This window comes from Pseudomonas sp. NFACC46-3 (genome assembly GCF_900114515.1).
Classification (GTDB): domain Bacteria; phylum Pseudomonadota; class Gammaproteobacteria; order Pseudomonadales; family Pseudomonadaceae; genus Aquipseudomonas; species Aquipseudomonas fluorescens_Q.
In genome coordinates, this window is sequence record NZ_FOTH01000001.1 from 75,368 (window position 1) to 99,671 (window position 24,304).

Sequence of the window (24,304 nt, forward strand, 5' to 3'; positions counted from 1 at the left end):
TTATTGATAGAGCCGAAGCTCACTGCCTGGTTTGGCGAGAATAAAACCTGCCAAACTGCCAGGGGCTGGCAGTCATTGGCAGTCCAGGCTCGATGACGTTCAGGCCAGGCCTTGTTCTTTCAACCGCCTGTATAACGTGCGCTCACTCACGCCCAGGTGCCTGGCCAGTTCGCTGCGGGTGCCTTTGAAAGTGGCCACCAACTGTTCCAGGTCCCTGCTATTGCGGGCAGGCGTCAAGGCTGGGGCGGACAACGCCAAGGGGGGCGCGGGCAGATGCAAGGCGTGAATGACGCCGTCGTCGGCAAACAGTGCGGCTCTTTCCAGGACATTGCGTAGCTCGCGGATATTGCCCGGCCAGGCAAACCGCTGCAATTGCATCAGCGCCTCGGGATCGATGGTCAGCCGACGCTTACCGATCCCGGAACGTTGCAGGAATGAATCCACCAGCAAGCCGATGTCTTCAAGGCGATGCCGCAAGGGCGGTAAATGGATAGGGAAAACGCTGATGCGGTAGTACAAGTCCTGCCTGAACTCGCCCCTCTCCACCATCTTTTCCAAGGGCTTATGGGTCGCGGCCACCAGCCTGAAATCGGCGTGCTGGGTTTCTACACTGCCAACACGGCGATAGGTTCCAGACTCGATCAGTCGCAACAATTTCACCTGCATGGCCAGGGGAACGTCGCCTATCTCATCGAGAAACAGCGTACCGCCCTGGGCCGTCTCCACCAGGCCCACCTTGCGCGTGGTCGCTCCGGTAAATGCCCCCTTTTCGTGGCCGAACAGCTCGCTCTCGAACAACGTTTCGGTCAAGCCGGAGCAATCCACCACGACAAAAGGCCCCGCGGCCCGCTCACTGGTTTCATGGACGGCGCGGGCAAACAGCTCCTTGCCTGTGCCGGACTCTCCCAGCAACAGCACCGGTAACATCGAGGGCGCTACCCGCTGCAGTTCCAACAGCGCCTGATTAAAGGCCGGTGAACTGCCCACCAGCCCCTCATTACTGGGCCGTGCCGAGGCGCTCCGCACCTGGGTAAGGCGCTCCACATAAGCAGTGATGACGCCGTGCTCATTGAGGATCGGGCGCAGTTCCACATCGACGTGTTCCGGCCCGCGCGGTGTGTGATGAATGTGCAAGACCCGATCCGGACTGCGCATCTCCCTGGCCTTTTTCATCGGGCAGTTCTCGCCGGCCTGGTCACAAGGCACATCGTAGTGGTGGGAAACCCGATAACACTTATGGCCAATGAACGGCTTGTCGGCGCTGCCGAACTGACGCAGGTAAGCCGTGTTCGCCGCCAGGATGTTGTAATCAGGATCGAGGACGATCATCGGCTGGGGCTCATGCTCCAGAAACGAGACCAGGGACTGCACCTGGTCTGCACGTGGAAGCGGGTCTTGGGTGGGCGGCAGGCGGTGTGTCATCGCGGCTCCAGTGAATTCATCCAGCACAGGTGGCACTGCCACTATGCCAACAAACACTGCCAATGGCAGTTAATTTGTCTGGGCATCGGCCCGCACCCTCGCGGACTCATGAAGTTAAATCAATAAAATCATTAGGTTAGCCTTTTAAAACGACCCAGCATCCACCTGGCAGCATTATTGCTCTGTCTGTTCTTCAAGCGGTTCGATGAGAGCCCAAAGGAGACCGTTCATGACCGTAAAACCGTACGTCGAAGGATTTTTCGATCCGGAGACCCACACTGTCAGCTATCTGGTGCTGGACAAAACGACGCGCCAGTGCGCCTTGATCGACAGCGTCCTGGATTTCGATCCCAAATCCGGCCGTACCACAACCACTTCGGCCGACAAGCTGATGGCCAGGGTGATCGAGCTGGAGGCGAAGGTCCAATGGATTCTTGAAACCCACGTCCATGCCGACCACCTCACCGCCGCCCCGTACCTGAAGGAAAAGCTCGGCGGCACGATAGGGATCGGCAGCCAGATTGCGACTGTACAAGAAGTCTTTGGCACGCTGTTCAACACCGGTGGGGAGATGCCCCGCGATGGCAGCCAGTTCGACCACCTGTTCGTCAATGACGAGTCGTTCACTATTGGAACGCTGCAATGCCATGCGCTTCACACGCCGGGCCACACCCCCGCCTGCATGACGTATGTCATCAGCGACGGCCAGGAAACGGCTGCATTCGTTGGCGACACCTTGTTCATGCCCGACTACGGCACCGCACGGTGTGACTTCCCCGGTGGCAACGCGCATACGTTGTTCCGGTCCATCAACAAGGTCTTGAGCCTGCCGGCCAACACCCTGCTCTACACCTGTCACGATTACCAACCCGGTGGCCGCGAGGTGCAGTTTTCCAGTACCGTCGCCGAGCAACGCGCCGACAATGTCCATGTCCGAAACGGCGTCAGCGAAGAAGCATTCGTGGCAATGCGCACCCAGCGCGATGCCTCGCTGGACATGCCGACGCTCATCCTGCCATCGGTCCAGGTCAACATGCGGGCCGGGCATTTCCCGGAGCCGGAATCGAACGGCACGTGCTACCTGAAAATCCCACTCAATCGGCTCTGAAGACCGGCCCCCTCTCATAAGAAAAACCGTCATCACGGAGACAGTCATGGACATCCGCCACCTTGCGTCCGGCCTCTCGATCTCGGGGCAGATTCAACCCGACCAAATGAGTGAGATCAAAACCAGCGGCTTTCGCGCCATCATCTGCAACCGCCCTGATGGTGAAGGCAGCGATCAACCTTTGTTTGCCGACATCCAGCGCGCGGCACAAGCGATGGGCATCGAGGCGCACTACCTTGCCGCAGAGTCCGGCAAGGTGACCGATGAGCAAGGCGTTGCCTTCGGCAAATTGCTCGAGTCCTTGCCCAAGCCAGTGTTGGCGTACTGCCGCTCCGGCATGCGTTCGACGACGATGTGGGCACTGTCCCAGGCCGGCCAGCAGCCCTTGCCACAGATTGTCGAAGCCGCCAGGAAAGCCGGTTTCGACATGAAAGGCGTCATTCGCAGAATTGCCAACGAGGGACGCACGCCTGTTGGCGTGGCCGAGGCCAGACATGCCGTGGTGATTGTCGGCGGCGGCGCGGCGGGCATCGCCACAGCCTCGAGCCTGTTGGCCCGCGAGCCAGGCCTGGACATTGCCATCATCGATCCTGCGGATGTGCATTATTACCAGCCCGGCTGGACCCTCGTCGGCGGTGGCGTGTTCGAGGCACAACAAACCGCCCATACGATGGGTGCGACCATTCCCCGGGGCGTGCATTGGATCAAAGCGGCTGTCGCGGCTTTCGAACCTGAGAACGACGCCATTATTCTCGATGGGTGCCGCGTGGTCCGCTACGAGCAGTTGATCGTATGCCCGGGCCTGAAACTGGACTGGCATGCCATTGAAGGCTTACCGCAGACACTGGGGCGCAACGGCGTCACCTCGAACTATCTGTACCACCTGGCCCCCTACACCTGGGAACAGGTGCAGCAACTGCGCAGCGGCCGGGCCATTTTCACGCAGCCCCCCATGCCGATCAAATGCGCCGGGGCCCCTCAAAAAGCGATGTACCTGTGCGCCGACCACTGGAAACGCCAAGGCGTACTGGGCGATATCGAGATCGACTTCTGCAGCGCCGGGGCTGTCCTGTTCGGTGTTCCCGACTACGTGCCGGCCTTGATGGAGTACGTCCGCGCCTATGAGATCGACCTGAATTTCGGCAGTACGCTGACCTCTGTCGATGGACCGGCACAAACGGCGACCTTCAGCTGCGTCAAGGCCGATGGCAGTACTCACCGGGTGACGCACGACTTCGATCTGCTGCATGTGGTTCCCCCTCAGGTCGCGCCGGATTTTATCCGCGTAAGCCCTCTGGCTGATGGGGCGGGCTGGATCGATGTCGATCCCGACAGCTTGCGGCATAAAACCTGGGCGAATATTCACGCACTGGGCGATGCCACCAATACCAGCAACGCAAAAACCGCAGCGGCGGCGCGCAAGCAGGCGCCCGTGGTCGCCCATAATGTGCTGGCGGCCATGGGCAAGGCCAAGGGCAGCGCCCATTACAACGGCTACGGTTCTTGCCCGCTGACCGTGGAACGAGGCAAGGTCGTGCTCGCTGAATTCACCTACGGCGGCAAGCTTGCCCCCAGCTTCCCGTCCTGGCTGATCGACGGCACTCGGCCTTCGAGACTCGCCTGGCTACTTAAAGAGCGAATTCTTCCGCCGCTGTATTGGAAAGCCATGCTCAAGGGCCGTGAGTGGCTGGCGAAACCTGAACTGGCGGACCTATGAAATCGAACCTCTGCTCCAGGAGACCGAGATGATTGCAGTCCTGGTACTGGGCTTTGCGGTGGGCGTGATCCTGGCGCTGACCGGAGCCGGTGGCGGCATACTCGCCGTCCCGTTCCTGGTTTTTGGCGTGGGCTTGAGCATGGCCGAAGCCGGGCCCATTGGTTTGCTGGCGGTGGGCCTGGCTGCCACCCTGGGCGCCGTGATGGGCCTGCGCAATGGCATCGTACGCTACAAGGCGGCGCTGTTGACGGCCAGTGCGGGGGTCATCTGCTCGCCGCTGGGCCTTTGGCTGGCGCAGCGCACGCCCAACCGTCCGTTGACGATCCTGTTTGCCTTGTTGCTGATGTACGTGGCGTTTCGGGCCTTGCAAAAATCACTGCCCGCTCGTGCCGGGGCAAAGGCATCCGCCGCGCGTAAACCGCCACCCTGTGTCCTGGACGAAAACCGCGGCAAGCTGAACTGGACCGGCCCTTGCGCATGGGCGCTCACAGCGTCGGGCATGGTCGCCGGGGTGCTTTCCGGACTGCTCGGCGTGGGCGGTGGTTTCGTCATGGTTCCGGCGCTCCAGCGGTACACCAATTTGACCACGCAGTCGGTGCTCGCCACATCGCTGACCGTCATCGCTTTGGTCTCCATGTCGGGGGTGCTGGCGAGTTCGGCGATGGGGCACCTGCAATGGCCAATAGCGCTACCCTTTTCCATGGGGGCCATCGTCGGCATGCTCGGCGGGCGCCTGGTCGCCGCGAGGTTGCCGGAACCCCATCTGCAAAGAGGCTTCGCCCTGGTGTCCACGCTGGTAGCGGTCGCGCTGCTGGTAAAAGCCCTGGGTTGAATCGCCTAGTGGAATATCAACGATTGTGCATCGGAGAACGCTGATGAATCTCGACTGGCTCAACTTCACGCCGTGGTCATCCCTGGCCGGCGGCATGCTGATTGGCCTGGCGGCCGGCCTGTTCGTGGTCGCCAACGGCCGGATCGCCGGCATCAGCGGGCTGATCGGCAGCCTGCTGCAGCGACGCAGCGAAGGGGTGGGCGAAAAGGCCCTGTTTCTCCTGGGCCTGCTCGTCGCGCCGCTGGTATGGGGCGTGTTTGCCACCTTGCCGCCGATCGAGTTCCAGAACGGCTGGTTCGGCCTCACTGTCGCGGGCCTGTTGGTGGGTGTCGGCACTCGTTACGGTTCGGGCTGCACCAGTGGCCATGGCGTGTGCGGCCTATCGCGCCTGTCACCGCGCTCGATAGTCGCCACCGCGTGTTTCATGCTCAGCGGTTTCGCCACGGTATTTGTCCTGCGTCACGTGATGGGGGTTTGAACATGCGCAAACTGACGGCATTCATCGCCGGCCTGCTCTTTGGTTTCGGGCTGCTCCTGGCGGGCATGGCCAACCCGAAAAAGGTGTTGGGTTTCCTGGACCTGGCCGGCACCTGGGATCCGTCCCTGGCGCTGGTGATGATCGGAGCGATTGGCACCGCCATCGTCCCCCTGGCTTGGGCACGCCAACAGACTCATTCGCTGCTGGGCAGCCCCATGCAGTTGCCGGTCAAGCGAGAACTGGACCCACGCCTGATCGGTGGCAGCCTGGTGTTCGGCATCGGCTGGGGCATTGCCGGCATCTGTCCTGGCCCCGCCGTGGCCATCCTGCTGACCGGACACTGGCAGGCCATTGTGTTCATGCTGGCCATGTTGGCGGGCATGTTGCTGTTCACCGTGCTGGAAACCCGGCGCGATCAATTGATCGGGAGATTGTCATGAAAGCCAACATTGGAACCATTGACCGGGGCGCACGTATTGCCGTGGGGCTTGTCCTTATAATTCTGGCCCTGACGGGCTCGATCGGCGCCTGGGGCTGGATTGGCCTGGTGCCACTGGCCACGGGTATCTTTCGCTTCTGTCCGCTCTATTCGTTATTGGGCATCAAGACCTGCAAACGTTGCTGAAGCGTACAACGGCCTTTCTCCTGGAGTGGCCATTGACGTTGCAAGCCCCTCTTGGAGCCTTGCAACGGGCTCCCTCAACCAAAGGATTCGCCGCCATGCCCTGCTCACAGCCCGAGACATTTGACGTAGTCATCATCGGCGGGGGCCAAGCAGCCTTGGCGGTGGCCTATTTCCTGCGGCGCACGCCTCTGTCGTTCGTCATCCTCGATGCCCAGGAGGGACCCGGTGGTGCCTGGCGGCATGGCTGGAACTCGCTGCGACTCTTTTCCCCGGCGACCTGGAGTTCGATCCCCGGCTGGATGATGCCCCCCTCACAGGATGGCTATCCGTCGCGAGACCATGTGGTCGACTACCTCACGCAGTATGAACAGCGCTATGGATTCCCCGTGGTGCGACCGGTACAGGTCACCCGTGTGGAACCCACCGAAACGGGCTTGCGCGTATATGCCACGGACAAGCACTGGGATGCCCGGGTCGTGGTCAGCGCAACGGGCACCTGGAGCAACCCCTACATCCCTCGCTATCTTGATGCGGCCTTGTTCGCCGGCCAGCAACTGCATTCGGCGGACTATGTCGAGGCGGCCCCGTTCGCCGGCAAGAAAGTCCTGGTGGTGGGCGGCGGCAATTCAGGGGCACAGATTCTGGCCGAGGTATCGAAAATCGCCGAGACCACTTGGGTCACCCCCATCGAACCACTGTTCCTTCCTGACAAGGTCGATGGGCGCGTGTTGTTCGAGCGCGCCACCGAGCGCTGGAAGGCCCAGCAGGAAGGTCGCGTCATCGACCAACCCGTGGGAGGGTTGGGTGACATCGTCATGGTGCCGCCGGTGGTCGAGGCCCGTGAACGCAACGTCCTTCAGGCCGTCAGGCCTTTCGAGCGCTTTACCCGCAACGGCGTGATCTGGGCCGACGGCCGCGAATCAGCCGTGGACGTGGTGATCTGGTGCACCGGATTCAGGCCCGCCCTACAGCATCTGGATGCGCTGGGGGTGCTCAACAACGACGGCCGTGTGGAGGTCGAGGGCACCCGCTCGATACGAGAGCCCAGGCTGTGGCTGGTCGGCTACGGCGAGTGGACGGGGTCGGCTTCCGCCACCCTGATCGGCGTTACACGCACGGCACGCAGCACGGTTGGCGAGATAGTCGACTTTCTCGCCCGGCAATCCATGGCCGATGCGCCTGCTTGAAGCAACGCACGGGACCGGCCACCTGTCATGGCAGCGGAAAATCGCTTAGAAGCGCCCTATTTCCAAGGTCGCGCACAGCCCACCCTCGGTGCGATTCTCCAGGCGTATGTGCCCTCCCAGACGATCCGCGATGGTGCGTACGATCGTCAGCCCCAACCCCGCCCCTTGGTCATTGCCGCGGCTGTAGAACCGCTCGAAGAGCCGCTCACGCTCGGCCTCGTCGATACCCGGCCCCTGGTCTTCGACTGACAGCTCGTAGTGATCGCCCTTCCTGGCCAGGCGTACGGTGATCGTGCCGTTGGCCGGCGAAAAATTGGCCGCATTGGTCACAAGGTTGTTCAAGGCGATGTCGATGGCCACCGGGTCGATTCGAACCGGGCCGATGTCATCGCTGACATCCAGCACCGGCTCGAGCCCCTTGCTCAACAACCAGGGCGTCAGCTGAACCAGGCTCGCACGAACCGTGGCGGCCAGGTCGATGACCGCAGGCGTCGGCACACCTGCCTGCGGTTCGAGTCGCGCCATGGTGAGCAGCTGATTGACCAAACGCGTGGTGCGATCGACGCCAGCGATCAGGTGTTCCAGGGACTCGCGACGGCTTTGCTCGCTCCCCGCCTCCATCAGGTTCTGTGCATGCACCCGCAGCACGGCCAACGGCGTACGCATTTCATGGGCGGCGTCGGCAATGAAACGCCGCTCACGGCCCATCACCTCCTGGATCTGCGCCAAGACGCGGTTGAGGGCCGCCTGCATGGGCTCAAGCTCCGTAGGGAGCGGCATCATTTGCAGGGGTTCCAGTGAGCCGGGATGCCTGGCCCGCAACTTCGCCGCCATATCGACCAGGGGTTTGAGCCCCCAGCCGATGGCCAGCCAGATCACGGCCGCAAGCACCACACTGCCGATCAAGTTGGGTACGACGGTGTGACGAACAATGCGGTCGACCAGGTCGGCACGCACGTCGTCGCGCTCGCCCACCCAGATCTTCAAGCCGTATTGCGCGTCGTCGAGGACGAACGCCCGCCACTTACGGTTTTTCTGGTCCACGACCTCACTGAAGCCTGGCGCGCTCGGCGGTGAGGTGAACGACGGTGCGCTGGACGTATGCACCAACACCGAACCTTGTGAGTTCCAGACCTGGAAAGCGATCTTGCTTTCATAGGGATGACCGTCGACTTTGGGCGCTGCCTGCCCCAATGCCGAATTGAACGCCTGATACAGTTCGGCGTGCTCCTTGCTCGCCATCGGCATGCGCATCACGCCCTGCAATAGCCGGGCATTCTGCGCCAACTGGGCATCGTAGACCTCGGCGATTTCGTGGTTGCTGTCATGCAGGTTGAATACGGTGATGATCAACAAACCAAGGAACAGCAGGCCAAGAATCAACGTGAGGGTGCGACGCCGGATCGAACTCATCGACGCTCCTCCACCAGGTATCCGACCCCGCGAATGGTGCGGATCAGGTCGGTGGAGAATTTCTTGCGCAGGTGATGGATGTGCACTTCCAGCGTGTTGCTCTCGGCCTCCTCGCTCCAGCCGTAGAGCAGTTGCATCAGATGATCGCGAGTCATGACGCGACCCGGCGGCGAGAGCAGCTCATGGAGCAACTGATACTCCTTGGGCGTCAGGGCCACCGGCTTGCCTTGGTAACTGACTTGCTGGGTACCTGGGTTCAGGCTGATGCCGGCATGTTCGATCAACGCTTGGGCGCGACCGGCGCTGCGGCGCAACAAGGCCCGTAGCCGGGCCTTGAGTTCCGCCAGATCGAAGGGCTTGACCAGATAATCGTCGGCCCCGGCGTCCAACCCGGCGATACGATCCTCGGTGGCATCGCGGGCAGTGAGGATCAGCACCGGCAGGTTGGAGCCACTGTCACGCAAGCGCCGCAACACTTGCAGGCCGTCCATGCGTGGCAGGCCCAGGTCGAGCACCGCCAGGTCGAACGCTTCACTGAGCAACGAATGCAAGGCGCTGCTGCCGTCCTGCACCCAGTCGACGGTATAACCTTCGCGACTCAGGGCCTGATGGATGCCCTCGCCCAGGGCCACGTCATCCTCGATCAGTAATAAACGCACATCCGCTCCTGTCAGTTCAGTTGCTTGTTCACATCCACCAGTAAAGCGTCGATCTCCTTGCGACGCCCGGCATCAGCCGTTTCCCGACCCGGCCGCGGTGCTGCCTGCAAGGCTTTTTGCAACGCTGCCTTGGCTTCGCTATAGCGCTTCTGACGGTAGAGGTGATCGCCCCAAAAGTACAGGCTGTCGATGCCGTTCGGGTTGAGTTGCAACGCCTGCTGGAGCAATTGCCCGGCCTTGTCCGAGTCGCCGAAACCCAGGGGCCAGCCCGGCACCCGGTCGTAGAGTGCGCCGAGGCTGGTATAGGCCGAGCCTTGCAGGGCCTTGGGGTCCAGGGTCAGGGCTTTTTCCAGGTCGCCCTTGGCATCCTTGACCTTGCCCAGTGCACCGATCCCACCCTTGGCGCCGGCCCAACTGCTGTTGACGATGCCAGACCAGATCCACGCTTCGGCCACCGATTGGCGCTCCTGCTTGAACGCCGAGGCCTGGACGGCGAGTTTTTCGAACGCATCGGCACGTTGGCCTTCGGGCACTTCATATTGAATATGGGCCCAACTCTGCTGGATGTCGCTGAGACGTTGCTGGTCGGCCGCCTCCAACGCCCAGACGCTTTGGCTCAGGGTGCCGATCAACAGGCAAGCGAGGATTTTTTTCATGGCTTGAGATGCTCGTTTTCGGGTTTGTGACTGAGACGGCGCACCAATGGCAATTGCTTGCGCAGGCCACGGTCCACCAGGTTGGGCAGCAGGCTGTTGAGGCCGACAAAAAAGCGTTCGGGCCAGCCCAGATACAACTCGCGTCGGTCGCCGATAATCGCGTGGATCACCGCCGCAGCCACGGTTTTCGGGTCGTCGACGTTGGCCTTGAGGGCTTGGTTGAGCGCATCGGCCGCCGGGCTGTTCATCGAGGTACGGGTGGCCCGGGGCGCTACGTAGAGCACCCCGACACGGGTATCGGCCAACTCCCGGCGCAAGGCTTCGGAAAAACCGCGCAAGGCAAACTTGCTGGCGCAGTAGCTGGCATAGCCCGGGTAGCCGATTGATCCATAGGTCGAGCCAACGTTGACCACCATCGCACTGTCAGCCTGCTTGAGCAGTGGCAAGAGCAGTTTGGTCAGGCAAATCGGCGCGCTGATGTTCAGCGCCAGCATGGCGTTGATCTCGCTGTCGTCGAGTTGTTCGAGCATGGCGAAGTGGTTCACGCCGGCGGCATTGATCAGCAGGTTGATACCGCCCAGAGCCTCGGCGGCGACCAGTACTTTGCGCCGGTCGACGAGGAAGGTCAGGTCGGCTTCGACCCAGCTCAAGTGCTGCGGATAACGCTCCAGCAACGGCTGCAAGGCTTCGTGATGCCTGGCCACGGCCAGCACCCGCGCACCACTGGCGCACAAGGCGGCGGCGATGGCCTGGCCGATTCCGCCGCTGGCGCCGGTGAGCACGACACGCGCATCACACAAGCGCAAGTTCATGCTCCCCGTCACGCGGCAGGCCGCGGAACATGTCGGTGTACAACCGGTACACCACCTTGGAAGCACGGATTACCGCAGCCTGGTCCGCCGGATCCTCCAGTCGGTTCATCAAGCCGCGATAGGTCTGCATATGCTCGATGTCGAGCGAACCATGGGAGCTGAGGTAGCTGAACGCCGTGGGTGGCAACTCCAGGCGCTGCCGGATGCTGTCGGCGGCGTGGGTCGCCAGAGCGATACTGGTGCCTTCCAGCACATTGACCATGCCGAACAGGCCCACCGGGTTGCCTCGGGCGATCAAGTCGTAGAGGTAACTGACCATCAGCTCAATGGGCAACGACGGCTGACCGTTGCGCACCGCTTCCTTATCGCCACCGCACACAGCAATGTCATCCAGCACCCATTGCTCGTGGCCGTACTCTTCGTCGATGTATTCACACACGGCCTTGCGCAGCCATTCCAAATGCGCTGGCAGGCGCGCCCCGCAAGCCATCATCAGCGGTACGGTGTGGCGCACGTGGTAATACGCCTGGATCAGGAAACCCCGGTAACTGGCGAGGCTGACCTGGCCGTCGAGGGCGTCGCGGATGATCGGCAGATTGAACAGCGCCTGGCGCTCTTGCTGGGTGGCTTCTTGCAACGTGTCAAAAAAACTCATGTGGGGATTCCTCGGACAAGACAGATGAAGTGAGCTGCGCGCGGTAATGCTCGACGATGGCCTCCCGGCGTGGCCGGCCATTGGCGGTGAGCATGCCGTTGGCAGCGCTGAAGGGTTGGTCCAGGCGCGTCCAGCGATGGACCCGCGCGTAGTCGGGCAGCGTGTCGTTGGCCTTGGCCACGGCCAGCTCCAGCGTTTGATCCGTGCAGTCGGCCCGGGCGGGCCAGAGCAGTGCATGGTTGTGCGGCATGGCTTCGCCATAGACAAAGGCCTGGGCAATGTCACCGCCCTGGGTGAGTTCGGCTTCAACCCATTCGGGGTTCACGTTGCGACCGAAACTGGTGACGAATTGGTGCTTCTTGCGACCGCGCAGGTAAAGGAAACCGTCTTCGTCGAACTCACCCAGGTCGCCGCTGGGCCACCACTCGCTGGCATGCGGTGGCTCACCCAGGTAACCGAGCAGCATCGAACCCTTGATCAGGACTTCGCCATCATCGGCCAAGCGGATCTCCACATGGGGCAGCGGCTGGCCGACACTGCCGGCGCGATGAGCCTGTGGCCGATTGAGGCAGACCACCGAGGCGCATTCCGACAGCCCGTAGCCTTCAAACACCGGCAGGCCAACACGCTGGGCCCGCTGCAACAAATCGTGGGACACCCGTGCCCCGCCAACGGCGGCGAATCGCACGATGTGCGGGTTGAACATCTTTTGTTCGGCAGCCATGACCAACATCAGCAGCAGCTGCGGAACCAGGATCAGGCTCTGCGCCCGACGCTCGGCCAGGCATCCCAGCAGCCGGGTCGGGTCGACCCCACTGGCGCCCTGGATGCCGAGGGTTTTCTGGCTGGGCAGGCTCAGCATGGCGCCGGCATACAACGCCGCGTAGCAGCCAAGGTTTTCCAGCAAAATCGCCAGGGGCAGTAACGCCAGGTGATGCCTGGCCTCGACCGGTTGGCTGGCCTGCTCCAGTTCGCGGGCCACCCGCAACAGGCTGTCGGCGCTCAGGCAGACGCCCTTCGGCGTGCCGGTGGTGCCAGAGGTGAACGTCAGCTTGGCGGTGCCTGCCGGCAGACGGCTCGGTCCGTCGAAGTGCCGTCGCCAGAACTCGCCACGGTGCTGGTATCCGGCAGCTTGCAGTTGCGCTTCGAATGCGGGCTCGGCAATCACTCGCTCGGCCTGGCTCTGCTCCAGGCAGTGCCGACGTTGAGCCTGGCTGAAAAACCCGGGCAGGATGACGCAGGTCAGCCCTTCGAACAGGGCGGCAAGGTCCCAGAGCATCGCTTCGATGCCGTTATCCAGAGCCAGGGCGACAACACTGATGTGTTCATCGCGCAAGCGTTGCTGGCGGTACACCACTTCGGAATAAAGTGTCGCGTAGTCGAGCTGCGAGCCGTCGCCCCACAGTGCCACGGCATGGCCCCTGCGCTCGGCATGACCACGCAGAGTGCGCTTGAAGCGTTCCATTTCAGGCGACATGGCTGGTTTCTCCGAGGTCCGTCGGCAGTCCCAGGCGATTGAACACGCCGGTATTGCGCAGATGAATGAAACCGGCGCGGATGTTTCCAACGTGAACCCACGGCTGGCTCTCGTAGTAGCGGCCCCAGAGATGACGGTCTTCGCCGAGGCGCTGCGGGTCTGCCGGGCACAGCGTCACAGGCTTGAGGCCCAGGCGATGGAAGCTGTTGACCAGGCCGATGTTGCCAGTGAACGCAACCCACTCCAGGCCGCCCATGGCCAACAGATAAGTGATCGCTATGATGCTCAGCCGGGCGCTGCCCGTGTCGCTGGCGGCCAGGTTGCCAACCTCGACGATGCCAGCGCGGTCCACCATTCGATCGGCGGCGGCACTGATCAAAGGCTCGATGGGACTGTCCAGATAATGTTCGAGGAACAGCGGCCCCTGGGCGGCCCGGCGCACGCCAGCGGCTGCGCAGAGCGTGCCATGGACATCGTCGAGCCCGAACAGCTCCGGCATGAAGTGACGAATATCGGCACCGTGGACCTGGCGAAAACGCTGCTGGATGAACGCCTCGAACTCAGCTCGCCGGGCTTGTCCCGGCAAGGCCCGGTGCAAGTGCCGAACCGGCGGGCCGGCATCACCGAAGGCCAGCGGCAGGTGGATGTTCCAGTCGAAATCGGGCATGGGTCAACGTTCTCCCTCGGGCTATTGGGAGAAAGTATCGAGGCCGTTTCTTAACGAAGTCTGAAGGTGGCAAATTTTCGCTCGTTCGAGAGACAGTGCGGTCAAAACCCGACTGCCCCTGATCGCTATTCCGTAGTACAGTGCGCAAGTCCGATAAATATCCACTTTGAGATGACCTGAAGTCTCAGGAGCAGCTTCAATGGAACCGAACACCCCGCAATCCCTCTGCCGCGGCGCTAACAGCATGATCGAAATCACCGAAGCCTCCATTGGCCAATTGCGCGCTGCGCTGGAGTCGGGCCAGACGACCGCGGTGGCGCTTGTCCAGGCCTACCTCGCCAGGATTGATGCCTACGACGGCCCCGACACGCCCACAGCCCTCAACGCGGTGGTGGTGCGCAACCCCGATGCATTGAAAGAGGCCCAGGCCTGCGATGCCCGTCGGGCCAGCGGCCAGACCCTGGGGCCGCTTGACGGCATTCCCTATACGGCCAAGGACAGTTACCTGGTCAAGGGGCTCACTGCCGCTTCCGGCAGCCCGGCGTTCAAGGACCTGGTTGCTTATCGCGATGCGTTCACCATCGAACGGCTTCGCGCCGCCGGGGCGATCTGCCTGGGCAAGACCAACATGCCGCCCATGGCCAACGGCGGCATGCAGCGCGGGGTGTATGGCCGTGCCGAGAGCCCGTACAACGGCGACTACCTCACCGCGCCGTTTGCCTCCGGCTCCTCGAACGGTGCGGGCACGGCAACCGCCGCCAGTTTCGCGGCGTTCGGCCTTGCCGAAGAAACCTGGTCGAGCGGGCGCGGTCCAGCGTCGAACAATGGCTTGTGCGCGTATACGCCGTCGCGCGGGGTGATCTCGGTGCGTGGCAACTGGCCGTTGACGCCGACGATGGACGTCGTCGTGCCCTTTGCCAGGACTATGGCCGACCTGCTCGAAGTGCTGGACGTGGTGGTCGCCGAGGACCCGGACACCCGTGGCGACCTGTGGCGCCTGCAACCCTGGGTGCCGATTCCGAGCGTTGATTCAGTTCGTCCGGCCTCGTATCCGAGCCTTGCCAGCAACCCAAGTGCGCTGGCAGGCGTTCGGTTCGGCGTTCCTCGGATGTACATCAACGCCGACCCTGAGGCGGGCACGGCCCAAGCCCCCGGCATCGGCGGCCCGACGGGGCAGCGAATCATCACCCGCGCCTCGGTGATCGAGCTCTGGGAGCAAGCGCGCAAGGCGCTTGAGGCCTGTGGCGCCGAAGTGGTCGAGGTGGATTTCCCCCTGGTGTCCAACTGCGAGGGCGATCGTCCTGGCGCACCTACGGTATTCACCCGCGGCCTGGTTTCCAAAGAGTTCCTGCACCATGAATTGTGGGACCTGTCGGCCTGGGCATTCGATGACTTCCTGCGGGCCAACGGCGATCCGAAGTTGAATCGCCTGGCCGACGTCGACGGACCGAAGATCTTCCCCCACGACCCGGGCACCCTGCCCAACCGGGAGGATGATCTGGCGGCCGGCATGGATGAGTACGTGAAGATGGCCCAGCGGGGCATCACGCCGTGGGACCAGATCCCGACCCTGCCCGACGGCCTGCGTGGGCTTGAACAGACACGTCGAATCGATCTGGAGGACTGGATGGAGCGGCTGGGCCTGGACGCGGTGATCTTCCCGACCGTCGCCGACGTCGGGCCGGCGGATGCGGACGTCAACCCGGCATCTGCCGATATCGCCTGGAGCAATGGGGTCTGGGTCGCCAACGGCAACCTTGCCATCCGCCATCTGGGCGTGCCTACGGTCACCGTGCCGATGGGTATCATGGCGGATATCGGCATGCCCGTCGGGCTGACATTCGCTGGCCGCGCCTATGACGATTCGACGTTATTGCGACTGGCTTCGGCGTTCGAATCGATCGGTTCAAAACGCCTGATCCCGCCGCGGACGCCGCCGCTGTCGGCTTGATCGTTTAGTAGGCTCGGTCTTGTCTTGGGGCTGCGCAGCAGTCCCTAGACCGCTTCTACAGCCGGAAATACTGTTGCATCGCACGGGAAAGCAGGTTCACCGCCTCATCGCCGTGTGACGCCTGGGCTCGCATGAACACCACCTCGTGCTCCTTGATGACCGGAAGGCCTTCGAGGATCTGCATGGCATCTGTCACGCGCGCACGGTCTATCAGGCTGACCGCCAACCCCGCTTCCACACACGCCTTGACGGCCTGGTTGGAGGGGCTTTCCAGAACGACTCGGGTCCTGCGGCCGCTTTGCCTGAGGGCCTCCATCATCGCTTGCCGATAAGGGCATTGCGCCGCATGCACCGCCAACGGCAGTGGCGCCATCGGGGCCATCGTCGTGTGGACCGGGCCAACCCAGACCGGCGTGGTGGAAACCAGCACTTGCCCTCCAGCACTGGCCTGCCCCTTCGGCTGCACAACAACCGCTGCCTGGAGCTGGCCGCGCTGCACCAGGTCACGTAACGCGTAGCTTGGCGCGGTCTTGAGTTCCAGCACCACGTTGGGCCATGCGGCGGCGAAGGCCGGGAGGATGTCGCGGATGACATGCTCGGCGTATTCATCCGGCACCCCCAACGTAATGCGTCCCGCCAGCCGGGCTCCGTGCAGATCGGCCAGCACCCGGTCATGGGTGCTCAGCAGTTCCGTCGTCGCCACGAGCAGACGCTTGCCCAACGCGGTGAGGGATACCGATTGATTGTCCCGGTTGAGCAAACGCCCGCCAGCGACCGCCTCCAGGCGCTGAATATGCACGCTGACCGCCGCCGGGCTTTTGTGCAGTTGTTCTGCCGCCGCACTGAATTTGCCGATTCGCGCCACCGCATGAAAGGTACGGATCAAGTCGATATCGAGTATGGCCGTCATGATTCAATCTTCGTGAAGTACTGATGCATTACATTTTGATTTATTAGATTACGTCGGTTTCGTAGCCTGTGGTCATGAACCCGACTAAATCGATGAGCTGCCCTTCACTGCCCAAGCCCGACTGGCACTGGCTGATTCCATTGCCACTGCTCGAAGCCGCGTTGCTGCTGACGTGGAGCTCCGGCTTCGTTGGCGCGCGTTTTTCCATTGATTATGCGCCAGCATTGCTGGTGGTGTTCTGGCGTTGCGTCGTGGTCACACTCGTCCTGTTGCCCTTCGTCGCCAGAGCGCTGCGCCGAACCTCGCCCGTCGTGCTGTTGAAAAATGCCGGCATCGGCCTGCTGGCGATGGCGGGCTACCTGGCCGGTATCACCCAAGGCATTGCGCTGGGTGTGCCGGCGGGCCTGGCCGCGCTAGTCGCTGATCTGCTGCCGATGGGCCTGGCGCTGTTGGCTGCGAGCGTACTCAAGCAACGACTGGCCTGGCAGGTCTGGGCCGGCCTACTTATCGGCCTGCTCGGCGTCATGCTGGTGACCCAAGGCGCGCTGGCGTGGGGCAACGCGCCCTGGTGGGCCTATGGCCTGCCGCTGCTTGGCATGCTCTCGCTCGCCGTCGCGACTCTGTGGCAGAAATACCTACCCTGCGCGCAATCACTGGGCCTGTTGCCTAACCTGTGGCTGCAATGCTGCGTTTCGGGCCTGGCCTTCGCCCTGGTCGAAGCCGCCCATGGCAGCCTCGCCCCGATACCCAGCACCGGCTTTGCACTGAGCGTCTTGTGGACTGCGGGCCTGTCGACGATGGGCGGCTATGGGCTCTACTGGCTGTGTCTGCGCCGCGCGACCGCCACCCGGGTCGCCAGCGTCCTGTACCTCAGCCCGCCCTTTACGATGCTCTGGGCCTGGGTCATGTTCGACGAACCGCTTTCATGGCAGATGGTGGCGGGGATGGCGGTGTCCGGGATTGGCATCTGGCTGGTCGTCGGCACCGAAGCCCGGCAGGCCAGGCGTCCGGCGTCTGAGCCGAAGCGCTAACCGCCCGGACTTGGCAGCGGGATGATGCCTGTGGCAGCGTAGGCTGGAATTTCAAACAACCCTCACGCCCACAGGCAAAACGGTAGCCATTATGATCTCGCACGTGTTTCTAGGTATCGGCGATTTTGATCGCGCCTTCGTGTTCTATTCAAAAATCATGACCGGGCTGGGCCTGACATTGAAATTTAGCGACGCCCACAAAGGCTGGGCGGGCTGGATTGCCGAGCATTCACCTCGTCCCATTTTCGTGATTGGAAAACCCTTTGACGACAAGATGCACGAACCCGGCAACGGACAAATGGTGGCTCTGCTTGCGCCCAACCGGGAAGCCGTGAGGAACAGCTACGCGACAGCGCTGGCACTGGGCGGGACGTGTGAGGGAGAACCTGGCTTGAGACCCCACTACCACCCCGACTATTACGGCGCCTACTTTCGAGATCTCGATGGCAACAAGCTTTGTGTCTGTTGCCATGATTCGGTGTCGACTTAGTCGTGGCACCACAGGCAGAACTTCTAGAGTCGTTGCGCCCGCCCTGCTGCCGTCTGAGCCAAACTGGCCGTCAGCACGTCCAATAAAGCCGCGACCTTGGGAAGCGTCCCACGGTTTTTCTGCCAGGCAAGATTGATCGCCATTCCATCGGTTGCCCACTGCGGCAGCACTTCAACCAACGTCCCCTCATCCAGTTGCCGCTGGACCAACCAGGACGGTAATTGGGCAATACCGTAACCCGCCAATACCGCAATCACCAGGCCCTCGCCATCGCCCACCACCAGCGTTGGCGAGACCTGTTTCGTGAGCGTTTCGCCCCGATGCCCGGCAAAATTCCAGGGGCTGACGTTTCCATCCGGCCAACCGTAGGCGATGCACTGGTGATGTTCCAGATCGAGGTCGATCAGGGGCGTGCCATGCCTGGCCAGATACGCAGGGGACGCACAGAAAATATGCCATTCGCTGCCAAGGTGGCGATGCCCCCACGTGGCCGGCCAAATGTCCGCGCCTCCCAAACGGATCACGATGTCCACGCCTTCCTGCACAGGATCGATAAAACCGTCGGAGAAGGAAAGGTGTGGCACCAGTTGCGGGAAGTCCTGCAGGCATCGCAAGACGATAGGCAGCACCTGGGATCGGCCGAAGGCGCCCGGAAGGTCGATCCGAACCCTGCCACGTGGCTCGGTGTTTTCAGCGTGCAGCGACCACTCAGCCTCTTCCAGGTCGGCGAGCACGCCTGTGCAGGTACGAAGAAAGGCGCGTCCTGCATCCGTCAGCGAAACACGTCGAGTCGTACGTTCGAACAGTCGAACCCCAAGTCGGCTCTCCAGGCGAGCAACGCTTTTGCTGATCGCAGAACTGGTCAGGCTCATCCGCTCAGCGGCAGCCTTGAAGCTGCCGGACTCGGCGACACAGACAAATACATCGATCCCCTTCAATCGCTCCGAGGAAAACATGGACATCCTTATTCATGAACTGAATTCAATTAACTGGAGAAAAAGCATCATAAATCAGAACTGGCTTCCTCAGTAAGCTTGGCTGCCGTGTGTCCGTCCGCGCGACGACGCTGCTCCCTATAAACATCTCCGGTCGTATGAGGCAAGGATGCTCGCCACCCTTAAAAACTACCCCGCGTCAGTCAATCTGCTGCTCTCGGCGTCACTCATCCTGACGCTGTCCCGGGCAATCACACTGCCCTACCTGGTCATCTACCTGTCGGGCAACTTTGGATTGAACGTTGCCGACATCGGCCTGGTGATCGGCAGCACATTGATCATCGGTTCCCTGTTGAGCCTCTACGGTGGATTCCTGGTGGACAACGTGTCCGGCTACCGACTCATTCTGGTGTTCAGCGGATTATTCACGGCGGGGTTTCTCGGAACGTTTCTGGCTCGCGATCTCTGGCTGTTCTACAGCTGCCTGGTGCTGATCAACCTGGCCTATGCCGTCATCGATATCGCGGTCAAGGCGGGATTCGGCAGCTTGCTCGCGGTGGCCGAGCGCAGCGAAGCGTTCTCGATCAAATACACCCTGACCAACATCGGCTATGCCGTTGGGCCATTTCTCGGGGCGGGAATAGCCGATCTGGACATCAGCTTGCCATTTCTATTGTCCTGCATGCTGGGTGCCGGGTTCTGCCTGGTTTATTTTGTCTGGGGCGACAGGGACCTGGCGGTCGTCGATGCGAGCCACTGTAGGAGCGAGCTGGCTCGCGAAAGCGCTAAACCCGTTCCCTTCCTGGCCGTGGGCAAGCTTCTGCTGCGCGATTACCGCTTAGTGTGCTTCACCCTCGGCGGCCTGCTCAGCGCGGTGGTCTTCGGCCAGTTCACGGCCTATCTCTCCCAGTACCTGGTGGTCACTACAACAGCGCAGTCCACCTACCGCATCATCAGCGCCCTTGTGACGACCAACGCGCTGATGGTGATCAGCCTGCAATACGTCATTGGCCGAAAGATTTCCCACCGGCATCTGAACCTGTGGCTGGCAGCGGGGCTGAGTCTGTTCATCCTCGGCTTGGCCGGCTTCGCCGTGGCCGATACCCTCCTGCTCTGGGTGATCGCCATGGCGGTGTTCACGGTCGGAGAGATCATCGTCTTCCCCACTGAATACATGTTCATCGACAACATCGCGCCCGACCACCTGCGCGGCATGTACTACGCTGCGCAGAATCTCGGCAACCTCGGCGCCGCCTCCGGGCCGGTGCTGTGTGGCGTCGTATTGGCAACGCAGCCACCTCACTACATCTTCTACATGCTCGCCCTGTTCATTGTTGCCGGTGGTGTGTTTTATTTCCTGGGAACTGGCCGGCTGATCAAGTCGCCGGCCAAGATGTGATACAAGTCTTTCACGCCGACCCGCGCACCACGCCATCGGAACACTATCGCCTGGATTTATGTGCGGGGACCAACCCATCGTGCCTAACGGCGAAGCGATCAAGGCATTACCGCGCTCTTTCTGCCGCTCAGGTGATCGACTATCGGTGCTTTCCGTGTCTAACCGATGTACGAGTAAACGGCAAAATCGAACCCATTGAATGGAAAGGAAGCAACTTCTTTCATACCCATTTTCAAATGCGCACGGAGCGAGGGTTCATTGTCCTTGCGTATGAAAAGAATACCTTCACGCCCCCGCTCGAGTCGCCGGAGCTCCGCGAACATTCGCTGGGCCAAACCCTTGCCACGCTCCGCCTCGCCCACGCAAATCGGGCCATAGACATAGGCATCCGGCGCTCCATGATAAGCGGCGAACATCGCTTGTACGATCGGCAGGTCGGCATTCATCGCCCGCGTAGTAGTCATCAGGAAGCCGGTGATACGATCCTCTCGACGCGCAACAATCAGAGGCATTTCCTGCATCATCGCTGCCACACGGGCCCTTGGCAGGCTCGCAGAAAGCGAGCCGCCGCGGGCCATCTGATTCGCGGCCTGAAGCTCCAGGATCCCGTCCAGGTCGGCCTCATTGGCTCTGCCTACATCGGTTTCATGATTCGTCATTCGTGATATCTCTGCTGGCTAGTTAAATGACTACTTCTACCGTGCCTGCCAACAGATTAGTACAGGTCAACAATTACAGGATTTATCCCTCGACAACATGGGCCCCAACCCATAGGAAACACCAATACATTGCATTGCATATCGGTCTTGGACGCTATAGCTAAAGCGGCAGATGATGGCTTCAACCAAGCGACATCAACCCGATCCAAACCGATAGGAGCTACGCCATGCAACAGTCCCACGCCTACAACGACATCAGCCGGGCCCTGACCACCGAAGTGCTGGATGCCAAGGCACGCCAGCACCTGTCCTGGCAGGACTTGGCCGATGGCACCGGCCTGAGCCTTGCCTACGTCACCGCCGCCCTGCTCGGCCAGCATCCATTGCCGGAACACGCGGCCAAGGTGATTGGCGAGAAGCTCGACCTGACCGCTGACTCGGTCGCCCGTCTGCAGATCATTCCCCTGCGCGGCAGCCTCGCTGGCGTGCCGACCGATCCGACGATCTATCGCTTCTACGAAATGATCCAGATCTACGGCACCACCCTCAAGGCCCTGGTTCATGAGCAGTTCGGCGACGGCATCATCAGCGCGATCAACTTCAAGCTCGACATCAAGAAAGTCGAAGACCCTGAAGGCGGCTCGCGTGCGGTGATCACGCTGGACGGCAAGTTCCTGCCCCTGCGTCCGTTCTGATCGTCCCGCTGGCCCCAGGCGAACCTGGGGCTTCGCTGCAAACAACTTATTGCTGATTTGAACTCACTACTCATTCTTGCGTGGAGCATGACTCATGAAAAAATTCCTGTTTCTGACCCTGTCGCTGACCGCCTCGCTGTCGGCCCATGCCCAACCATCCACCGCACCTGCGGAGGTCGTTTCCTATGCCTACGGCATGCATCTGGACATCGCCCAGGTGTTGAATATCACCACCCCCGCCGATGTCTGCGGTCCGACGCCAGTGCAAATGACCTATCGCGATTCCCAAGGTGAAACCAACGTTCTTGAATACAGCCTGATCGGCAACGGCTGCACAAACTGATAACACCCTATTCATTGGAGGCAAGCAGCATGAAAGCGCTGATCGAAGGTTTCCTGAAGTTCCAGCAAGAGGTCTTTCCACAACGCACGGACCTGTTCAAACACCTGGCCACCACGCAACACCCGGGCACGTTGTTCATCACCTGTTCCGACAGCCGCGTTGTGCCGGAGCTGCTGACCCAGCAGGAACCCGGCGAACTGTTCGTGATCCGTAATGCCGGCAACATCGTGCCGTCCTATAGCCCGCACCCAGGCGGCGTTTCAGCGACGGTGGAATATGCCGTCGCGGTGCTGGGCGTGAGGGATATCGTGATCTGTGGTCATTCCGATTGCGGCGCCATGACCGCCGTCGCCAAATGCGCCTGCATGAATCACTTGCCGGCGGTCAGCGGTTGGCTGCAACACGCCGAGTCGGCACGGGTCATCAATGAATCACGGTCTCACGTCGATGACGCGGCGAAAGCCAGTTCGATGGTGCGTGAAAACGTCATCGCCCAATTGGCGAACATCCAGACGCACCCGAGCGTGCGGCTGGCCCAGGAGAAAGGCTTGCTCAACCTGCACGGCTGGGTCTATGACATCGAGACCGGCTCCATCGACGCCCTGGACACCGACAATCGCAGCTTCAGGTCCTTGGCGGACAACCCCCAGGCGTGTGCCGTACCGGCCCGGACGGCGACTGCCGCTTGAGGGTGCTGCCTGGTCTAGGGCCGTTGCCCACCTCGATCACGGTGGCGAGGGAGCTTGCTCCCGCTGGGCTGCGCAGCGGCCCCAAAGCCATCCACCCCGTGCAACAGTGTCTCCAAGAAAGCCACAGACGCCGCGCTGTGATAGTTGTTCTTGCGCCGCAACAACGAAGCTCCACGCCGGGGCGCCGCGTCCTGCAGCGCCAGCTTGCGCAGCGCGCGCTCCTGGGTGGCGATGGGTTCCGGAAGAATGGTGGCGACGGCCGAATGCCCGATCACTTCCAGCAACGTGCTGACCGAATTGACCTCAATGCTCACCTTGGGCGTGATCCGAGCCTGGACGAAGTAGTCGTCGATGCACGTACGGGTGGCAAAGTCCGGGCTCAACAAGGCGAACTCCAGTTGCCCGACCTGCTCAGCCGTCAGCGCGGCCTGGCAGTCATACAACGGGTGATTGCGCCCCACCATCAGCCCCAGGGTTTCGGTGAACGCCGGGATCGATTCGATATCGGCGCTCCTGACCTGATCGAATGCGATGGCGATGTCTAACGTGTCATTCGCCAAGCCCTCCTCGATATCAACCATCGACAATTCGAAGATTTGCAGATGGATATTCGGGTATCGCGCGCGGTAGTCACGCACCAGCGGCCCGACCAGGTAAGCCATGAACGTCGGGGTCATGGCCAGCCTCAAGCTACCGCGGGACAGGTCCTTGACGTCGTGCAGCGCGCGCTTGCCGGCGGCCAGCTCCACCAGCACCCGCCGGGCGCATTCGATATAGGCCGCCCCGGCATCCGTGGGCCTGACCGTGCGAGACGTGCGGTCGAACAGACTCACCCCGAGGGTGTCTTCCAACTGCCGGATCTGTTGTGACAGGGTCGGCTGCGACACGTGCAGCACCTCGGCGGCACGCGTGAAACCACCATGGTCAGCGACCGCCAACAGATAGCGCAAGTGACGTAGCAACATCGGAACCACCACCTGGAGCTTGGGTAATTGCGATGCATTGTATAGGGGACATGTCGCGTCCACATCCGCCACGGGCTCAGCGTTGCGTTTAGCGGGTCGACGTCAGCCTCAGCACCCGCATCACAAAAGCGCTCGCCTTCACCAGCATGGCGCCGTTCGTACGCGGCTGGCACAGGACGTTAGAAACCGGTGCTGAGGACTCGCTGGCCAGGGCGCCCATCAACTGGGGCAACAGGAATCCGCCTTCGTATTCTTGATGAATCGCGACAGAGGTGTCCGACCAAGGGTTGCCGGTGCAGGTGACGTCGATCATGGGAAATCTCCTGGAGAAGGGAGAACGCTGCGACGACCCGAAACGGTCGTTCGCTTCTGGGATCAGTTTCACTGGCGAACAGTTTTTAGAGAATGCCCAGGAGTCGGATGACTTGATTGCGCCATCTGAAACAATCGCCTCGGGCAGCCAAAAAAAGCCCCGGTGCCGTTGCAATGCTGTTCACTTAAGGCAGTCGACAAAGCCGTGGCGAGGGAG

27 protein-coding genes are annotated in these 24,304 nt (G+C 61.7%); 14 read left to right on the forward strand and 13 right to left on the reverse strand.

The window, feature by feature from the left end:
- Window positions 1–99: 99 nt before the first annotated feature.
- Window positions 100–1,422 (reverse strand): sigma-54 interaction domain-containing protein, encoded by a 1,323-nt coding sequence (locus BM300_RS00350; RefSeq protein ID WP_092141766.1) that lies wholly within the window; start codon window positions 1,420–1,422, stop codon window positions 100–102.
- A gap of 229 nt (window positions 1,423–1,651) precedes the next feature.
- Here BM300_RS00350 and BM300_RS00355 point away from each other — a divergent pair, with 229 nt between their 5' ends.
- The 7 genes from BM300_RS00355 to BM300_RS00385 all read left to right on the forward strand — a co-directional run bounded on the left by BM300_RS00355 (window position 1,652) and on the right by BM300_RS00385 (window position 7,369).
- Window positions 1,652–2,530 carry an MBL fold metallo-hydrolase gene (locus BM300_RS00355; protein WP_092221928.1) on the forward strand — a complete coding sequence of 293 codons (879 nt, stop codon included), beginning with the start codon at window positions 1,652–1,654 and terminating at the stop codon, window positions 2,528–2,530.
- 46 nt (window positions 2,531–2,576) lie between these two features.
- Window positions 2,577–4,247: a bifunctional protein tyrosine phosphatase family protein/NAD(P)/FAD-dependent oxidoreductase gene (locus tag BM300_RS00360; protein WP_092461587.1), complete on the forward strand. Its 1,671-nt coding sequence runs from the start codon at window positions 2,577–2,579 to the stop codon at window positions 4,245–4,247.
- 28 nt (window positions 4,248–4,275) lie between these two features.
- Entirely contained in the window at window positions 4,276–5,079 is an 804-nt protein-coding gene (locus BM300_RS00365; protein ID WP_092141775.1) for a sulfite exporter TauE/SafE family protein, read from the forward strand.
- A 43-nt stretch (window positions 5,080–5,122) separates the two neighbouring features.
- Window positions 5,123–5,557, forward strand: a complete 435-nt coding sequence (locus BM300_RS00370; protein ID WP_092461589.1) for a YeeE/YedE family protein — start codon at window positions 5,123–5,125, stop codon at window positions 5,555–5,557.
- A gap of 2 nt (window positions 5,558–5,559) precedes the next feature.
- Window positions 5,560–5,997, forward strand: coding sequence for a DUF6691 family protein (locus tag BM300_RS00375; protein WP_092141781.1), 438 nt, complete (start codon window positions 5,560–5,562; stop codon window positions 5,995–5,997).
- Window positions 5,994–6,182: a YgaP family membrane protein gene (locus BM300_RS00380; RefSeq protein ID WP_092141787.1), complete on the forward strand. Its 189-nt coding sequence runs from the start codon at window positions 5,994–5,996 to the stop codon at window positions 6,180–6,182. The genes BM300_RS00375 and BM300_RS00380 overlap by 4 nt, the downstream gene beginning before the upstream one ends.
- Window positions 6,183–6,277: 95 nt before the next feature.
- A complete protein-coding gene (locus tag BM300_RS00385) occupies window positions 6,278–7,369 on the forward strand; it encodes an ArsO family NAD(P)H-dependent flavin-containing monooxygenase (protein WP_092461591.1) in 1,092 nt (363 codons plus the stop codon).
- 45 nt (window positions 7,370–7,414) lie between these two features.
- On the opposite strand, the gene BM300_RS00390 is transcribed toward BM300_RS00385, so the two are convergent.
- The 7 genes from BM300_RS00390 to BM300_RS00420 are packed head-to-tail and all read right to left on the reverse strand — an operon-like array spanning window position 7,415 to window position 13,708.
- Window positions 7,415–8,782, reverse strand: coding sequence for a sensor histidine kinase (locus BM300_RS00390; protein ID WP_092141793.1), 1,368 nt, complete (start codon window positions 8,780–8,782; stop codon window positions 7,415–7,417).
- Window positions 8,779–9,441 carry a response regulator gene (locus BM300_RS00395; protein ID WP_092141796.1) on the reverse strand — a complete coding sequence of 221 codons (663 nt, stop codon included), beginning with the start codon at window positions 9,439–9,441 and terminating at the stop codon, window positions 8,779–8,781. Before BM300_RS00395 ends, BM300_RS00390 begins: the two co-directional genes overlap by 4 nt.
- 11 nt (window positions 9,442–9,452) lie before the next feature.
- Window positions 9,453–10,097, reverse strand: coding sequence for a tetratricopeptide repeat protein (locus BM300_RS00400; protein WP_092141799.1), 645 nt, complete (start codon window positions 10,095–10,097; stop codon window positions 9,453–9,455).
- A complete protein-coding gene (locus tag BM300_RS00405) occupies window positions 10,094–10,903 on the reverse strand; it encodes an SDR family oxidoreductase (RefSeq protein WP_092462021.1) in 810 nt (269 codons plus the stop codon). The genes BM300_RS00400 and BM300_RS00405 overlap by 4 nt, the downstream gene beginning before the upstream one ends.
- Window positions 10,890–11,564, reverse strand: coding sequence for an iron-containing redox enzyme family protein (locus BM300_RS00410; protein WP_092461593.1), 675 nt, complete (start codon window positions 11,562–11,564; stop codon window positions 10,890–10,892). Before BM300_RS00410 ends, BM300_RS00405 begins: the two co-directional genes overlap by 14 nt.
- On the reverse strand, window positions 11,551–13,041 hold the full coding sequence (locus tag BM300_RS00415) for an AMP-binding protein (RefSeq protein ID WP_092461594.1): 1,491 nt from the start codon (window positions 13,039–13,041) through the stop codon (window positions 11,551–11,553). The genes BM300_RS00410 and BM300_RS00415 overlap by 14 nt, the downstream gene beginning before the upstream one ends.
- A complete protein-coding gene (locus BM300_RS00420; protein WP_092461596.1) occupies window positions 13,031–13,708 on the reverse strand; it encodes a thermostable hemolysin in 678 nt (225 codons plus the stop codon). The genes BM300_RS00415 and BM300_RS00420 overlap by 11 nt, the downstream gene beginning before the upstream one ends.
- A 244-nt stretch (window positions 13,709–13,952) precedes the next feature.
- Between BM300_RS00420 and BM300_RS00425 the strand changes: the two genes are divergently transcribed.
- Window positions 13,953–15,659 carry an amidase gene (locus tag BM300_RS00425; RefSeq protein ID WP_092142709.1) on the forward strand — a complete coding sequence of 569 codons (1,707 nt, stop codon included), beginning with the start codon at window positions 13,953–13,955 and terminating at the stop codon, window positions 15,657–15,659.
- Between the two features lie 55 nt (window positions 15,660–15,714).
- Here BM300_RS00425 and BM300_RS00430 read toward each other — a convergent pair whose 3' ends face one another.
- Window positions 15,715–16,569, reverse strand: coding sequence for a LysR family transcriptional regulator (locus BM300_RS00430; protein ID WP_063321584.1), 855 nt, complete (start codon window positions 16,567–16,569; stop codon window positions 15,715–15,717).
- 74 nt (window positions 16,570–16,643) lie between these two features.
- Here BM300_RS00430 and BM300_RS00435 point away from each other — a divergent pair, with 74 nt between their 5' ends.
- Window positions 16,644–17,600, forward strand: a complete 957-nt coding sequence (locus BM300_RS00435; protein ID WP_092461598.1) for a DMT family transporter — start codon at window positions 16,644–16,646, stop codon at window positions 17,598–17,600.
- 91 nt (window positions 17,601–17,691) lie between these two features.
- The gene (locus BM300_RS00440) at window positions 17,692–18,090 is read left to right on the forward strand and encodes a VOC family protein (protein ID WP_092344835.1); all 399 of its coding nucleotides are present in this window, start codon (window positions 17,692–17,694) and stop codon (window positions 18,088–18,090) included.
- Between the two features lie 23 nt (window positions 18,091–18,113).
- Here BM300_RS00440 and BM300_RS00445 read toward each other — a convergent pair whose 3' ends face one another.
- Entirely contained in the window at window positions 18,114–19,046 is a 933-nt protein-coding gene (locus BM300_RS00445) for a LysR family transcriptional regulator (RefSeq protein WP_092462023.1), read from the reverse strand.
- Window positions 19,047–19,194: 148 nt separating this feature from the next.
- On the opposite strand from BM300_RS00445, the gene BM300_RS00450 reads away from it, so the two are divergent.
- Window positions 19,195–20,424, forward strand: a complete 1,230-nt coding sequence (locus BM300_RS00450) for an MFS transporter (protein ID WP_092461600.1) — start codon at window positions 19,195–19,197, stop codon at window positions 20,422–20,424.
- Window positions 20,425–20,582: 158 nt separating this feature from the next.
- Here BM300_RS00450 and BM300_RS00455 read toward each other — a convergent pair whose 3' ends face one another.
- Window positions 20,583–21,083 (reverse strand): GNAT family N-acetyltransferase, encoded by a 501-nt coding sequence (locus BM300_RS00455; protein WP_170861991.1) that lies wholly within the window; start codon window positions 21,081–21,083, stop codon window positions 20,583–20,585.
- A gap of 227 nt (window positions 21,084–21,310) precedes the next feature.
- Here BM300_RS00455 and cynS point away from each other — a divergent pair, with 227 nt between their 5' ends.
- The 3 genes from cynS (at window position 21,311) to BM300_RS00470 (ending at window position 22,810) form a co-directional block, all read left to right on the forward strand.
- Window positions 21,311–21,778: a cyanase gene (cynS, locus tag BM300_RS00460; RefSeq protein ID WP_092461602.1), complete on the forward strand. Its 468-nt coding sequence runs from the start codon at window positions 21,311–21,313 to the stop codon at window positions 21,776–21,778.
- Between the two features lie 94 nt (window positions 21,779–21,872).
- Complete coding sequence (locus BM300_RS00465; protein WP_092461604.1) at window positions 21,873–22,121, forward strand: DUF2790 domain-containing protein; 249 nt, start codon at window positions 21,873–21,875, stop codon at window positions 22,119–22,121.
- A 29-nt stretch (window positions 22,122–22,150) separates the two neighbouring features.
- On the forward strand, window positions 22,151–22,810 hold the full coding sequence (locus tag BM300_RS00470) for a carbonic anhydrase (RefSeq protein ID WP_092461606.1): 660 nt from the start codon (window positions 22,151–22,153) through the stop codon (window positions 22,808–22,810).
- Between the two features lie 14 nt (window positions 22,811–22,824).
- Here the strand turns inward: BM300_RS00470 and cynR are convergent, their stop codons facing one another.
- Together cynR and BM300_RS00480 are read right to left on the reverse strand one after the other, a co-directional pair.
- The gene (cynR, locus tag BM300_RS00475; protein ID WP_092461608.1) at window positions 22,825–23,775 is read right to left on the reverse strand and encodes a transcriptional regulator CynR; all 951 of its coding nucleotides are present in this window, start codon (window positions 23,773–23,775) and stop codon (window positions 22,825–22,827) included.
- 88 nt (window positions 23,776–23,863) lie between these two features.
- Window positions 23,864–24,088, reverse strand: coding sequence for a hypothetical protein (locus BM300_RS00480; protein ID WP_092461611.1), 225 nt, complete (start codon window positions 24,086–24,088; stop codon window positions 23,864–23,866).
- Window positions 24,089–24,304: the final 216 nt, after the last annotated feature.

Coding starts and splice junctions, on each gene's coding strand:
- BM300_RS00350 (WP_092141766.1), bottom strand. CDS start 1,422: ATGACACACCGCCTGCCGCCCACCCAAGACCCGCTTCCACGTGCAGAC.
- BM300_RS00355 (WP_092221928.1), top strand. CDS start 1,652: ATGACCGTAAAACCGTACGTCGAAGGATTTTTCGATCCGGAGACCCAC.
- BM300_RS00360 (WP_092461587.1), top strand. CDS start 2,577: ATGGACATCCGCCACCTTGCGTCCGGCCTCTCGATCTCGGGGCAGATT.
- BM300_RS00365 (WP_092141775.1), top strand. CDS start 4,276: ATGATTGCAGTCCTGGTACTGGGCTTTGCGGTGGGCGTGATCCTGGCG.
- BM300_RS00370 (WP_092461589.1), top strand. CDS start 5,123: ATGAATCTCGACTGGCTCAACTTCACGCCGTGGTCATCCCTGGCCGGC.
- BM300_RS00375 (WP_092141781.1), top strand. CDS start 5,560: ATGCGCAAACTGACGGCATTCATCGCCGGCCTGCTCTTTGGTTTCGGG.
- BM300_RS00380 (WP_092141787.1), top strand. CDS start 5,994: ATGAAAGCCAACATTGGAACCATTGACCGGGGCGCACGTATTGCCGTG.
- BM300_RS00385 (WP_092461591.1), top strand. CDS start 6,278: ATGCCCTGCTCACAGCCCGAGACATTTGACGTAGTCATCATCGGCGGG.
- BM300_RS00390 (WP_092141793.1), bottom strand. CDS start 8,782: ATGAGTTCGATCCGGCGTCGCACCCTCACGTTGATTCTTGGCCTGCTG.
- BM300_RS00400 (WP_092141799.1), bottom strand. CDS start 10,097: ATGAAAAAAATCCTCGCTTGCCTGTTGATCGGCACCCTGAGCCAAAGC.
- BM300_RS00410 (WP_092461593.1), bottom strand. CDS start 11,564: ATGAGTTTTTTTGACACGTTGCAAGAAGCCACCCAGCAAGAGCGCCAG.
- BM300_RS00415 (WP_092461594.1), bottom strand. CDS start 13,041: ATGTCGCCTGAAATGGAACGCTTCAAGCGCACTCTGCGTGGTCATGCC.
- BM300_RS00420 (WP_092461596.1), bottom strand. CDS start 13,708: ATGCCCGATTTCGACTGGAACATCCACCTGCCGCTGGCCTTCGGTGAT.
- BM300_RS00425 (WP_092142709.1), top strand. CDS start 13,953: ATGATCGAAATCACCGAAGCCTCCATTGGCCAATTGCGCGCTGCGCTG.
- BM300_RS00430 (WP_063321584.1), bottom strand. CDS start 16,569: ATGACGGCCATACTCGATATCGACTTGATCCGTACCTTTCATGCGGTG.
- BM300_RS00435 (WP_092461598.1), top strand. CDS start 16,644: ATGAACCCGACTAAATCGATGAGCTGCCCTTCACTGCCCAAGCCCGAC.
- BM300_RS00440 (WP_092344835.1), top strand. CDS start 17,692: ATGATCTCGCACGTGTTTCTAGGTATCGGCGATTTTGATCGCGCCTTC.
- BM300_RS00445 (WP_092462023.1), bottom strand. CDS start 19,046: ATGTTTTCCTCGGAGCGATTGAAGGGGATCGATGTATTTGTCTGTGTC.
- BM300_RS00450 (WP_092461600.1), top strand. CDS start 19,195: ATGCTCGCCACCCTTAAAAACTACCCCGCGTCAGTCAATCTGCTGCTC.
- BM300_RS00455 (WP_170861991.1), bottom strand. CDS start 21,083: ATGACGAATCATGAAACCGATGTAGGCAGAGCCAATGAGGCCGACCTG.
- cynS (WP_092461602.1), top strand. CDS start 21,311: ATGCAACAGTCCCACGCCTACAACGACATCAGCCGGGCCCTGACCACC.
- BM300_RS00465 (WP_092461604.1), top strand. CDS start 21,873: ATGAAAAAATTCCTGTTTCTGACCCTGTCGCTGACCGCCTCGCTGTCG.
- BM300_RS00470 (WP_092461606.1), top strand. CDS start 22,151: ATGAAAGCGCTGATCGAAGGTTTCCTGAAGTTCCAGCAAGAGGTCTTT.
- cynR (WP_092461608.1), bottom strand. CDS start 23,775: ATGTTGCTACGTCACTTGCGCTATCTGTTGGCGGTCGCTGACCATGGT.
- BM300_RS00480 (WP_092461611.1), bottom strand. CDS start 24,088: ATGATCGACGTCACCTGCACCGGCAACCCTTGGTCGGACACCTCTGTC.